Annotated in this window: 11 protein-coding genes; 10 read left to right on the forward strand and 1 reads right to left on the reverse strand. The window is 64.7% G+C overall.

The genetic code is table 11. The annotated features are described in order from the left end of the window. The first annotated feature begins 101 nt into the window (after positions 1-101). On the forward strand, positions 102-1,247 hold the full coding sequence (locus tag AC1PQG_RS18910) for a CaiB/BaiF CoA transferase family protein (RefSeq protein ID WP_481119341.1): 1,146 nt from the start codon (positions 102-104) through the stop codon (positions 1,245-1,247). A 26-nt stretch (positions 1,248-1,273) separates the two neighbouring features. Continuing rightward, complete coding sequence (locus AC1PQG_RS18915) at positions 1,274-2,050, forward strand: enoyl-CoA hydratase (RefSeq protein WP_481119342.1); 777 nt, start codon at positions 1,274-1,276, stop codon at positions 2,048-2,050. A gap of 69 nt (positions 2,051-2,119) precedes the next feature. Here the strand turns inward: AC1PQG_RS18915 and AC1PQG_RS18920 are convergent, their stop codons facing one another. Continuing rightward, the gene (locus AC1PQG_RS18920) at positions 2,120-3,130 is read right to left on the reverse strand and encodes a hypothetical protein (protein WP_481119343.1); all 1,011 of its coding nucleotides are present in this window, start codon (positions 3,128-3,130) and stop codon (positions 2,120-2,122) included. Positions 3,131-3,431: 301 nt separating this feature from the next. On the opposite strand from AC1PQG_RS18920, the gene AC1PQG_RS18925 reads away from it, so the two are divergent. The 8 genes from AC1PQG_RS18925 (at position 3,432) to AC1PQG_RS18960 (ending at position 12,957) form a co-directional block, all read left to right on the forward strand. Then, complete coding sequence (locus AC1PQG_RS18925; RefSeq protein ID WP_481119344.1) at positions 3,432-4,760, forward strand: SWIM zinc finger family protein; 1,329 nt, start codon at positions 3,432-3,434, stop codon at positions 4,758-4,760. After that, positions 4,757-4,996: a DUF5691 domain-containing protein gene (locus AC1PQG_RS18930; RefSeq protein WP_481119345.1), complete on the forward strand. Its 240-nt coding sequence runs from the start codon at positions 4,757-4,759 to the stop codon at positions 4,994-4,996. The genes AC1PQG_RS18925 and AC1PQG_RS18930 overlap by 4 nt, the downstream gene beginning before the upstream one ends. Then, entirely contained in the window at positions 4,924-6,303 is a 1,380-nt protein-coding gene (locus AC1PQG_RS18935) for a DUF5691 domain-containing protein (protein WP_481119346.1), read from the forward strand. The genes AC1PQG_RS18930 and AC1PQG_RS18935 overlap by 73 nt, the downstream gene beginning before the upstream one ends. A gap of 11 nt (positions 6,304-6,314) precedes the next feature. Continuing rightward, entirely contained in the window at positions 6,315-7,394 is a 1,080-nt protein-coding gene (locus AC1PQG_RS18940) for an ATP-binding protein (RefSeq protein WP_481119347.1), read from the forward strand. Positions 7,395-7,405: 11 nt separating this feature from the next. After that, a complete protein-coding gene (locus AC1PQG_RS18945) occupies positions 7,406-9,724 on the forward strand; it encodes a DUF5682 family protein (RefSeq protein WP_481119348.1) in 2,319 nt (772 codons plus the stop codon). Next, positions 9,721-10,911 carry a VWA domain-containing protein gene (locus AC1PQG_RS18950; RefSeq protein WP_481119349.1) on the forward strand — a complete coding sequence of 397 codons (1,191 nt, stop codon included), beginning with the start codon at positions 9,721-9,723 and terminating at the stop codon, positions 10,909-10,911. The genes AC1PQG_RS18945 and AC1PQG_RS18950 overlap by 4 nt, the downstream gene beginning before the upstream one ends. Positions 10,912-11,078: 167 nt before the next feature. After that, complete coding sequence (locus tag AC1PQG_RS18955; RefSeq protein WP_481119350.1) at positions 11,079-11,612, forward strand: RrF2 family transcriptional regulator; 534 nt, start codon at positions 11,079-11,081, stop codon at positions 11,610-11,612. A 139-nt stretch (positions 11,613-11,751) separates the two neighbouring features. Next, positions 11,752-12,957, forward strand: coding sequence for an NAD(P)/FAD-dependent oxidoreductase (locus AC1PQG_RS18960; RefSeq protein WP_481119351.1), 1,206 nt, complete (start codon positions 11,752-11,754; stop codon positions 12,955-12,957). Positions 12,958-13,009 lie beyond the last annotated feature (52 nt).

The following is a 13,009-nucleotide window of genomic DNA, read 5'->3' on the forward strand; positions in this document are numbered from 1 at the left end:
TTACGGTTGCGTTCCGCCTCTCGATTTCGGGGGCCGCGTTGCGATTGCAGCGCACGTTCCCGCGCATGCCTGCACCAGAACCAATCAGGAAGGAGACACGCATGGGTCCTCTCCACGGCGTAAAAATCGTCGAATTCGCCGCCCTCGGCCCGGCCCCGATGGGTGCCATGATCCTCGCCGACCTGGGCGCCGAGGTGGTACGCATCGAACGCAAACCGCCGCCCAATGCCAAGCCCGGCTTCGAGATCTTCGATCCGCAGCGCGACATCCTCAACCGCAGCCGCCGCGTCGTGCGCCTCGACCTCAAGAAGACCGAGGGCCTCGACGCCGCACGGCGCCTCGTCGCCGGCGCCGACATCCTGATCGAAGGCTTCCGCCCCGGCGTGATGGAGCGTCTCGGCCTCGGCCCCGACGAGAGCCTGGCCACCAATCCGCGCCTCGTCTACGGACGCATGACCGGCTGGGGGCAATTCGGGCCCCTGTCCCAGAGCGCCGGCCACGACATCAACTACCTGTCCCTGTCCGGCGCGCTGCATGCCATCGGCGAGGCCGGTGGCAAGCCGGTCGTGCCCCTCAACCTGGTGGCCGACTGCGGCGGCGGCGCGATGCTGCTGGTGGTCGGCGTGCTCGCCGCGCTGACCGAGGCACGCAACTCCGGCCACGGCCAGGTGGTGGACGCGGCGATGACCGACGGTTCGGCGCTGCTGATGAGCATGATGTACACCCTCAAGTCCATGGGCCAGTGGTCGCAGCAGCGCGGCACCAACCTGCTCGACGGCGGCGCGCCCTTCTACGACACCTACCGCTGCGCCGACGGCAAGTACATTTCCATCGGCCCCATCGAACCCCAGTTCTACGCGCTGTTCCTGCACAAGGCCGGCATCGACGACCCGGACTTCAGCCAGCAATGGGAGCGCAGCCGCTGGCCGGAACTCAAGACGCGCCTCGCCACCCATCTGGCAAGCCGCAGCCGCGACGCCTGGTGTGCGCTGCTGGAAGGCAGCGATGCCTGCGTGGCGCCCGTTCTGGACATGGACGAAGCGCCCGAACACCCGCACAATCGGGCTCGCGGCACTTTCATCGAGGTCGGCGGCGTCGTGCAGCCGGCCCCGGCCCCACGCTTCAGCCGCAGCATTCCCGCGCAGCCCCGTCCGCCGGTCGTCGATGGCGCCGGTGAGGACGTGCTCGCCGACTGGGGGTTCACCCCGGCGGAGATCGACGGGCTGCGCACGGCGGGGGCACTCTAATAAAACAGCGACAACAGGAGAACCAAGTGGAATATCAGAACATTCTCGTCGAGACCCGTGGCAAGGTCGGCCTGATCACCCTCAACCGTCCGAAGGCCCTCAACGCCCTCAATGACGCGCTGGTGGACGAACTGGGCGTGGCCCTCAACGGCTTCGAGGCCGACGAGAACATCGGCTGTATCGTCATCACCGGCTCCGAAAAGGCCTTTGCCGCCGGCGCCGACATCACGATGATGGCCAACTTCAGCTACATGGACGCCTACAAGGGCGACTACATCACCCGCAACTGGGAACGCGTGAAGACCTGCCGCAAGCCGATCATCGCCGCGGTGGCCGGCTTTGCCCTCGGCGGCGGCTGCGAACTGGCGATGAGCTGCGACATGATCTTCGCCGCCGACACCGCCAAGTTCGGCCAGCCCGAAGTCAAGCTGGGCATCCTGCCGGGCGCCGGCGGCACCCAGCGCCTGCCCCGCGCCGTCGGCAAGGGCAAGGCCATGGACCTGTGCCTGACCGCCCGCATGATGGACGCCGTCGAAGCTGAGAAGTCCGGCCTCGTCGCCCGCGTGATCCCCGCCGACCAGCTGGTCGACGAGGCCCTCAAGGCCGCCGAGACCATTGCCGGCTACTCCCTGCCGGTGGTCATGATGATCAAGGAATCGGTGAACCGTTCCTTCGAGAGCAGCCTCAACGAAGGCCTGCTGTTCGAGCGCCGCGTGTTCCATTCCGCCTTCGCGCTGGACGACCAGAAGGAAGGCATGGCCGCCTTCGTCGAGAAGCGCAAGCCGGAATTCAAGAACCAGTAAGCCTTGCCCTGAGCAGGGATCGAAAGGGGGCTGCGGCCCCCTTTCTCGTTAACGCCTCCGGCGGCAGCGTCAGCCCGGCAACAGCACGGGATCGCGGCGGCGCCGGGCGAGCCGGCAGCTGCCCAGGGCCATGGCGGTCAAGCCGCCTGCCATGGCCAACACCACCCACGCCGTCTGCCCCCGCTCGGGCGGCGCCGACACAGCCGACACCTCAAGCTCATCGACCACCGTCAGCAACTCGGCGCGCCAGGTCATCAGCTCGGTCTTCAGCCGTTCCAGCTCGGCACGACCATGCCCCACCTCACGCTGTGCGGCCTGCACGGCATTGCGCTGGATCGCCCTGCGCTGCGTCTTGATCTGCCGCTCCATCACCGCAATGCGCCCGTTCAGCTTCCGCAACTGCGGATTGCGCCGGATCAGCGGCGGCGCGAAGCTCCGCTCCATATCGCGGATCTCGCCGCGCAGCTCGGCCACCCGGTCGGCAATCAGCGTCAGCCGCGCGTCATCCGCCCCCAATGCATCGCGCCTGCCCGAGGCCAGCGCGGCCCGGATCTCCTGCAGACGCGCCTCGGCCTCGCTCAACTCAGCCCCCGCCGCTTCCAGCGCCCCCGCCACCGCCCGGATGCGCGTCACCGCCTGGCCTTCTTCCCGGTACACATCCAGCACGGTATTGAGCACGGCGGTCAGATACACGGGGTCGGTGCCCGTGGCCTGCAGCACGATGATGCCGCTCGCCTGCAATATCTCGACCCGCAGCAGCGCCTGCAAACCGGACACGTCCGGAACCCCACCGCCGCCCTGACCCAGGCGCACCGCCACCTTGTGCAGCAAGGCCTGGCCGGCAAGCTCCTCGGCGGGATCGCTGAGCTGCTGCTGGCGGTGATCGGCCACGACCGGCAGCCTGACCCGTACAACGGCCCGGTACTCGACGGGATGCTGCGCACGCCACGCCCACCCCAACAGCAGTGCCAGCAGCAGGATCGCTAGGACAAAAACAGGCGGCCGGACACGCTGGCACGTCCGGGAGAGGGACATCGCGTGTCGTTCAAGCGCACAACGCAGCGCAACGGGAAAAGGCATGGGCAGGTCACCGGAACAATCGCCGCAAGGCGATCCGAGGAACGGTGCCCGTCAGCCTGACCGTCATCGGAACAGCGCGACGGGCACCGAATCCAATGACATTATCATCGACCACCCTATGAGATAAACAGGCGCGTTGCCCAAAGCAGCCTGTCCGCTGTGGAGCCAACCGTTCAGTGGATCTGGCTCGTTGCCGGCATGCCAATTCACGCGGGATGCCGCGGAGCAGTACTCGGGTCGAACTTGCCCCAGGGAATTCCATTAACCTAAAATTCACCGACGTCATAACAATGAGCATTCAATGATAGCGTTGAGCGCTGGTGAAGTTCTGGAGCTTTCGCCCGACGAAGCTTCGGCCAAAGCAGCCAAGGGTTTGGTCATTCCGGGCAAATGGCCGCGTCTTGAATACGATGAGCAGGCGATCTGGGGCGAATGCCAGGGCAGCGGCAGCAAACCTTATCAGGTGCAGGTCGACAAATCCGGCCCGGCTTTTCGTTGTTCCTGCCCAAGTCGCAAATTCCCCTGCAAACATGGCTTGGCGCTATTGCTCCTCCTCGCGCAGAACCCGACCAGCTTCTCGGCGGCCACGGCCCCCGCCTGGGTCGCCGACTGGCTGGCCTCGCGCCAGCAGCGGGCAGAAAAGCAGGAAGCCAAGATCGTCGAGAAACGCAACGCAGCACCTGACCCGCAAACCACAGCCCGTCGCGAGGAGGCCCGCCACCAACGCATGACCGGCGGCCTGGAAGAGCTGGAACGCTGGCTCAACGACCGACTTCGCCAGGGCTTGGCGCAGTTGCCGGGGCAGGCGGCAATCTGGGACGAGCTGGCACGGCGCATGATCGATGCCCAATTGCCGGGCCTCGCCTCCCGCCTACGCCGGATCGGCGCCCAGGTTGGCCGGAATGAAGCCTGGCCGGGACACGTCCTGGGCGGACTGGGCCAGCTACGCGTACTGATCGATGCCTTTCGCCGCCTCGACAACCTGCCACCAGCCATTCAGCAGGATATCCGCAGTGCCCTCGGCATCAGCATCGACCGGGACAGCGTGTTGGCCGACGGCGAGCGACTACGCGACGACTGGCAAATTGTCGGCCAAGCCTTCGACGAGGAAGGCAACCTGTGGTTGCGCCGTGTCTGGCTGCTCGGCCGGCTGTCACGACGCATGGCCCTGCTGCTCGACTTTGCGCATGGCGGGCGACGCTTCGAACAAAATTACATTACCGCCAGCAGCCTGCACGGGGAACTGGCTTTCTTCCCAAGCAATCAGCCCCTGCGCGCACTAAACACCGGCGCCCCCCAACTGCTGCCCAACAGCGCCCCGCCGACTGGTCAACTTGCTGCCGCACTGGACGTACTGGCCGGAGGCATTGCCGCCAATCCCTGGCAATCACCGCACCCCATGTTGATCGATGACGGCGTGCCCTACTTCAGTCCCCAGGGCTGGTCACTACACTGCGCCGAACAACGCCGTCTCCCCCTGAAACTACGCCACGAAGATGGCTGGCAATTGCTGGCGGCCAGCGGCGGGGCTCCACTCACCGTTTTCGGCGAATGGGATGGAGAGCTCCTGCGCCCACTTGCCGCCTGGCAAGGGAAACTGGTCTGGCGAGAGGAACTGGAGAGCGCATGAAACTACTACACGAGCTTGCCAGCCAGGTCCTGCTGGGTAGCGGCCGTCGCCCACCGGACCTCCCGGAGCCCCCTGGCAACATCGGCACCTTGCTCAAAGCAGCCTGCCCGCAAGGTGAGGACATGGAGATCCGCGTTCTGCGTTGCGCAGGTAGCCTGGCACTGTGTTCAGCAGCCGGCTACGTCCCCCCTGTCGCGGAGGGAACCCCTCCCCCCTCTGCCCGGAGGAACGATTAGCGCTTGTCGATGATCCACAGCTCCTGTCGGCCCTGCAGCAGATCCTCGTCAACGGTCCTGACACATTGCGCTGCGAGGCTTTTTTCCGCTTGGCGGACAAAGGCTACTGCCTAGCCCCCAGCCTGTTGCCGCATGCCCTGACCCTGGGCCAAAAAAGCCACGAATTGCGCCCGGCACTTCTCCCCGTAATCGGCCAACGGGGCCAGTGGCTGGCCGGTCTCAATCCGGAGTGGGCCTACGCCGCGGGTGAAGCTGCCCCGGCTACCGACCCGGCCCTGTGGGAAAACGGCAGCCAGGACCAGCGGAAGCATCTGCTCGGCAGGTTGCGGCAAAGCGATCCTGGGCAGGCGCGCAGCTTGCTGCAGGACGGCTTTTCGCAACTTGATGCACGAGAGCGGGCCAGCCTGTTGGAAACGATGAGCGCGGGCCTGGGCTTGCAGGACGAGGACTTCCTTGAAAGCCTGCTGGCCGACCGCAGCAAGGAAGTGCGCCAACGGGCAGCCAACCTTCTGGCCGCGCTGCCCGACAGCCGTTTCAGTCGGCGCATGACTGAACGAATGGCAGCCTGTCTCGGCCAAGCCCCCCTGCCTGGCTCCGTGTTCCCCCTCGAGGCCCCGGCCGGTTTCTCCAGCGACTGGAAGAGCGATGCACTTGAAGAAAACCGGGCCAAGAACGAGAGCTTGGGCGAAAGGGCTTGGTGGCTGTACCAGATCGCCCGCTGCGTACCCCTCGCCTGGTGGACGAAAACAACCGGCCTGTCGCCGGGCGGTCTGATCGAATGGGCAAATAGCACGGACTGGAGCGAGGCCATCCTGCGCGCCTGGTACGACGCCTTGCTGCGGAATCCCGAAGCAGACTGGGCCGCCGAGTTCGTGACCCAGACTGATGGTTCGGGACTGAGGATCGATCTTTTCAAAGTACTCGCTTTTCTGCCGGCGCCAGCGCGTGAACAGCACTGGCTAAGACTGCTCGAAAGCACATCGCAAGGCTGTTCCCGCAGCGGACTACTGGCTCAACTGGTAAATGACTTTGCGCGCTACCAGGAGGGGCTGTCAGAGAGCTTTTCCCACCGCATCCTGGTCGAGATCAAGCGACTTGTGGAGCTGCCAGTCAATGCCGGCGGCGGTGTTTACGAAATCAGCCAGGCTCTCCCCGAACTGGCCAGCCTGATTCCTCCGGCCTGTTTTGCCGCGGCCTGCGAAGGCTGGCCAGTCGGCCGCCCGGAAATCGAGTATTTCAGCAAGACCTTGGCAAGGCTCCTGGCCATCGTCGAACAACGCAAGACCCTTCATCAAATTCTCAGATAGCGAAAATCACCATGAGCCACGTCCTACGCCAGCATGCCGAGCAACAATTCGCCGAGGAACTCGAGGAACTGAAAAAGGCGGACAACCGCGAGCGGCCGGAAAACTGGGCACTTTCGCCATGGGCGGTGGCCGAATACCTGATGGGCAGCACGCTCGCCAACGGCTTTCAGGTCAGCGCCAAGTACATCGGCAACCGACGCCTGATGGAAACAGCCATCGCCACGCTGGCCACTGATCGTGCCCTGCTCCTCTTCGGTGTGCCGGGTACCGCCAAGTCCTGGGTGTCGGAGCACCTGGCGGCCGCCGTCAGTGGCGATTCGACCCTGCTCATCCAGGGCACGGCAGGCACCAGCGAGGAGCAACTGCGCTACGGCTGGAACTATGCCGAGTTGCTGGCCAAGGGGCCATCCAAGACTGCGCTGGTCGCCAGCCCACTGATGCGCGCCATGGAGCAGGGTAAAACCGCACGTATCGAGGAGCTGACCCGGATTCCTGCGGACGTGCAGGACACGCTGATCACCATCCTTTCGGAAAAATCACTGCCCGTTCCTGAACTCGGCATCGAGACTCAGGCGATACACGGCTTCAACGTCATTGCGACGGCCAATAATCGCGACAAGGGCATCAATGAACTCTCCAGTGCGCTGAAACGGCGCTTCAATACGGTCATCCTGCCGGTACCGGCCAGCGACGAAGAAGAAGTCAGCATTGTCAGCAAGCGGGTTGCCGAGCTCGGACGAGCCCTGCAACTACCTAGCGAGCCTCCGGCCCTCAAGGAGGTACGCCGGGTCGTGCAGATTTTCCGAGAGCTGCGCAACGGCCAGACTGAAGACGGCAGAACCAAACTGAAGAGTTCGAGCGCCACCCTGAGCACGGCTGAAGCGATTTCCGTAATCAACAGTGGCATGGCCCTGGCTGGCCACTTCGGTGACGGCGTGCTGCGCGCCGGCGACATCGCCTCCAGCCTGGTCGGCGCCATCGTCAAGGATCCGGTGCAGGATACGGTGGTCTGGCGGGAATACCAGGAGACGGTCATGAAGGAACGCAGCGACTGGAAAGACCTCTACCGCGCCTGCCGGGAACTGGACTAGGCGCTACGCACATGGCTGATTCACCCGCAACACCTTTTCACCTGTTCGGCATTCGCCACCACGGGCCGGGTTGCGCCCGCAGCCTGATACGTGCCCTCGAGGAACTGCAACCGGATTGCCTGCTCGTCGAAGGCCCCCCCGATGGCGAGGAGATGCTGGCGTTCATGCAGGCCGATGGCTTGGTGCCGCCGGTCGCGCTGCTCGTCTACAACCCTGACGATGCACGTGAAGCCGCCTTCTATCCCTTCGCTGCCTTCTCTCCGGAATGGAATGCCCTACGCTTTGCACTGGAACGGCAGATCCCGGCTCGCTTCATCGATCTGCCGGCAGCGCACCGCTTCGCATTGAACCGTCCAGCCGCTGACGAGGACGACGGCCAGACGCCCGACGTTGCGGTAGAAGCACCGGCACTGCCGGAAGACGAAGCCGGGGTGGAAAACGGCCCAGAAGTCGCCGTGGACACGTCAGGGCCAAGCGGTGATCCCCTCGACTGGCTAGGCCGCGCCGCCGGCTACGACGATGGCGAAGCCTGGTGGAATCACCTGGTCGAGGAACGCGGAGACAGCCTGGAATTGTTTGCGGCCATTGGCGAAGCCATGAGCTGCATGCGCAACGAAGCGCCCCCCCGCACCTCCCCGGCTTCTGTCGAACGGCGTGAAGCCCTGCGCGAGGCACACATGCGGAAATGTCTGCGCCAGGCCCAGAAAGAAGGTTTCCAGCGTATTGCCGTGGTCTGCGGCGCCTGGCACGTACCAGCCCTGAGCGAAATGCCCCCTGCCAGGGCCGACAACGATTTGCTCAAGGGCTTGCCGAAAATCAAGGTCGCGAGTACCTGGGTACCCTGGTCCTACCACAACCTCAGTTTCACCAGCGGCTATGGTGCAGGCGTCGCTTCACCCGGCTGGTACGAGCACCTCTGGCAAAGCACGAGGGAGGATCGGGCCGTCGGCTGGCTGACCCGCGCAGCCCGACTTTTCCGCGAAAGCGGGCTGGACTGCTCCTCAGCGCACATCATCGAAACCGTCCGCCTGGCCGATGCCTTGGCCGCCCTGCGCGACCGCCCGCAGCCGGGTCTCGACGAACTCGACGAGGCCTTGCGAACCGTCGTCTGCATGGGCGATGAAGTGCCGATGCAACTTATCCGGCGAAAAATGACCGTCGGCGACCACCTCGGTCATACCCCGGAAACGACCCCGGCAGTTCCTTTGCAACGAGATCTGCAACAGCAACAGAAGAGCCTGCGCCTGAAAACGGAAGCGACGCAAAAGACGATTGATCTCGACCTGCGCCAGGAGAACGATCTGGCTCGTAGCCACCTGCTGCATCGCCTCAGGCTTCTCGACATCGACTGGGGCTCCCTGAGCAGAACCGGGCGCAATGCCAAGGGCAGCTTCCACGAGTTATGGACTATCCAGTGGGCGCCGGATCTGGTTATTTCCGTGATCAATGCCAGCCGCTGGGGCAACAGCGTGCGCCAGGCTGCCATTGCTCGGGCAACGGATCGGGCCCGGACGGCGGGCAGCCTGCCCGAACTCTCCGAACTGGTGAACCAAGTCCTGCTGGCTGATCTGAACGAAGCCGTCGCTCCTGTATCCCAAGCCCTGGAAAACCATGCAGCGATCACCAGCGACATACTGCAATTGATGGCTGCCGTGCCGTCCCTGGCCAATATCGCTCGCTACGGCAATGTCCGTCAGACCGATGCAGGCATGGTTGAGCACCTGCTCGACAGTCTCGTACCGCGCGCCGCCATCGGCCTGCCAGGCGCCTGCTCGACCCTCGACGATGAAGCCGCCCAAGCGATGCGCACGCACATTATTACGCTACATCAAGCGCTGGGCCTGCTCGCCCGCCATAACCTTCAGGAAGAATGGCAACAATCCCTGCACAGGCTCTCCGAACTCGGCAGTTGCCACGGGCTGATCTGCGGCCTTGCCAACCGCCTGCTCTTCGACGAGCAACTCACCAGCCTGGAACAAACTTCACTGCGCATGAGCCAAGCCCTATCGGTCGGCAACGACCCAGGACCGGCTGCTGCTTGGCTCGAAGGTTTCCTCAACCAGAGCGGCATGGTTCTGCTCCACGATCCACAGCTGTGGGCCATGGTTGATGGCTGGCTCGGCAGCCTGGGGGAAGACGACTTCATCCGTGAATTGCCCCTGCTGCGTCGCGCCTTTGCTGCGTTCAGCACACCCGAACGGCGGCAACTCGGCGAACGGGTCAACCGTTCGACAGTCGCCTCGCCCCTGGCAAGCCCGTCGGATTGGGATACGGCCCGCGCTGAACAGGTCTTGCCCTTATTGCACCAACTTCTGGGAATCCAAGCATGAGTCACATTGCGCACACCGATGACGCCCGCAAGCGTCGCTGGCGCCTGGTTCTTGGAAAACCGGCCGAGACCGCCTGCAACGACCTACTGACCGGCGATGACCTGCGCATCGACGACGCGCTGCACGCGCTTTACGACGCCGACGAACCGGGTGGCCTGCGCGGCGGCAGCGGTGCGTCCTCGCCGCATGTTGCCCGCTGGTTGGGCGACATCCGTCGTTATTTTCCAGCCTCGGTCGTGCAGGTCATGCAGAAGGACGCCTTGGAACGCCTGGACCTCAAGAGCATGCTCTTCCAGCCGGAAATGCTGGACGCAGTACAACCCGACGTACATCTGGTCGCCACCCTGATGTCACTGCGCGGCATCATCCCGAGCAAGACACGGGACACAGCGCGCTCCGTGGTCAGGAAAGTAGTCGACGCACTCATGGATAAGCTCGAAGAGCCGATGCGTAGCGCCGTCACGGGCGCCCTCAACCGAGCAGTCCGCAACCGTCGTCCACGGCATGCCGAAATCGATTGGAATCGCACAATCCGCGCCAACCTCAGGCACTGGCAGGAAGCCTATCGCAGCATCGTCCCGGAGAACCTGGTCGGCTACGGCCGAAAGGCTCGGCGTACCCAACGCGAGGTCATCCTGTGTATCGACCAGAGCGGGTCCATGGCCGCATCCGTCGTTTATTCGAGCATTTTCGGCGCGGTCATGGCCTCCCTGCCGGCCGTCCGGACGCATATGGTGGTCTTCGACACCGCCGTCGTTGATCTCACCGAACAACTCAGTGATCCGATCGACGTCCTGTTCGGCGTACAACTCGGCGGCGGCACAGACATCAACCGGGCCGTCGGCTACTGCCAATCGCTGGTCCGCGATCCACGCAATACCATCATGGTGTTGATTTCCGATCTCTACGAGGGCGGTGTCGAGCAAAACCTCTTGCAACGGGCCAGCGAACTCGTCCAGTCCGGCGTCCAGGTCATCACGCTTCTGGCTCTCAGCGACGAAGGTGCGCCAAGCTACGACCGTCACCTGGCAGCCAAACTGGCAGCCCTCGGTGTGCCCTCGTTCGCCTGCACGCCAAACCACTTTCCCGGCCTGATGGCCGCGGCCATTCGCCGCGAAGATGTCGGGCTATGGGCCGCTCAGCAGGGCATCGTGACGGCCAGGGCGGAACGCGTAGCCCAAGGATGATGTACAGGTCGCTTTCCCGATAGCCGACGTCCATGCTCCGGAGCACTTCACCAACATTCACTCACCCCACCATGAGCACGGCTTTCAGCGTTTCCGACGCTTTACTCAGACAAACAAAATCCACGTTTTTCTTGCCATCTTAAACAAAGACAAATATAGTCTGTGTTATGGCACATCTAACCGTTAGCGTCGAATACGGCATTCACTGCCTCCTGTGGCTCGTCGGCTCGGGGGACACTGCGTTGAGCAGCCGCGATCTGGCCGAGCTGCAGGGCATCTCGCCGAGCTTCGTCGCCAAGATCTTTCCCAAGCTCGAAAAGGCCGGCATCGTCGCCGCCAGCGAGGGCGTGCGGGGCGGCTACCGCCTGGCCCGGCCGCCGGAGGAGATCAACTTCCTGCAGATCGTCGATGCCATCGAAGGCGACAAACCGCTCTTCGATTGCCAGGAGATCCGCAGCCGCTGCGCGGTGTTCGGCGAAACGCCGCCCGACTGGGCGACCAGCGGCGTGTGCGGCATCCATCGGATCATGCTGCAGGCGGAAAAGGCGATGCGCGACGAACTGGCAACCCACACCCTCGCCGAAGTCGCGGCCAGCTTCAGCCGCAAGGCGCCCGGCGAGTTCTTCGTCGAGGTCCATGACTGGACCAGCGAGCGCGCCGGCAGCCGCAAGCCCGGCCGCAAGCCCAAACCGCCTGTCTGATACTTCGCGGCGCGGCATTCCGCCCGCGCCGCCCTCCCCTTAGGTCAATCGCCCTCGGCCCCTGCCGGATGTGCCGAGCGAATTATTGCGCCCCTGCGCAAGGCCCCTCTACGTCCGGCGTTTGCTAGGAGTACATGGAATGACGCAGCAAATTGTCATCGCGGGTTCCGGCTTTGCCGGTTTGTGGGCAGCGCTGTCGGCGGCCCGTGCGGTCGAGCTGGTCAGCAGGACGGATGTCGAGGTGGTGGTCGTTTCGCCGAGCCCGACGCTGGTCGTCCGCCCGCGCCTTTACGAAGCCGTTATCGAGAACATCGATCCGGACCTGCTGGCGCTGTTCGCGGCGACGGGCGTCCGCCATATTGCCGGACGGGTCACGTCGATCCGCAGCGACCGTCATGAAGTCGAGGTCGTGAGCGGCGATGGCGAGCGCAGCACCCTGCATTACGACAAGTTCGTCCTTGCCACCGGCAGCACGCTGTTCCAGCCCCCGATCCCCGGCATCGCGGAGTTCAGCTTCAATGTGGACCAGCTGGCCAACGCCAAGACCCTCGCGGCGCACCTCGCCGCCCTGGCGACACGCCCCGCAACAGCGGCGCGCAATACGGTGGTCGTTGTTGGCGGCGGTCTCACCGGCATCGAGACGGCGGCGGAGATGCCGCAGCGCCTGCGCGGGATTCTGGGCACGGAAGCCGACGTTCGCGTCGTGGTGGTCGAACAGGCACCAGGCATCGGCCCGGACCTGGGCCCGGTGCCGCGACCGGTCATCGAGGCGGCGCTGGCCGAGTGCGGCGTCGAGATCGTCACCGGCGTCGCAGTTGCAGCCATCGACGTGGGCGGGATCACGACCTCGGCAGGGCAACGCATCGAAGCCGCCACCGTGGTGTGGACCGCCGGCGCCCGCGCCAATCCGCTCGCCGCGCAGATTCCCGGTGAGCACGACGCCCAGGGCCGCGTCCACGTCGATCCCTACCTGCGCGCCGGCAAGGCGGCCGACGTGTTCGTCACCGGCGACGTCGCCCATGCGGCCACGGACGATCAGGGCAACGTGGCGCTCATGTCCTGCCAGCACGCGCTGAGCCTTGGGCGGGTCGCCGGCCACAACGCCGCCGCCGAACTGCTCGGCCTGCCGCTGCACGCCTACAGCCAACCCAAGTACGTGACCTGCCTGGATCTCGGAGCCTGGGGCGCGCTGTACACCGAAGGCTGGGATCGCCAGATCAGCCTGACGCGGCAGGACGCCAAGAACCTGAAGCGGGACATCACTACCCAGTGGATCTACCCACCCGCCGCCGACCGCCAGGCCGTCTTCGCGATCGCCAACCCCGACTACGTGATCGTGCCCTGATGGCACGCGGCCTGCCGCCGTACCCGCAACTCAGGCGGGCACCGCGGCAGGC

The organism is Zoogloea sp. GDB6, from assembly GCF_056724105.1.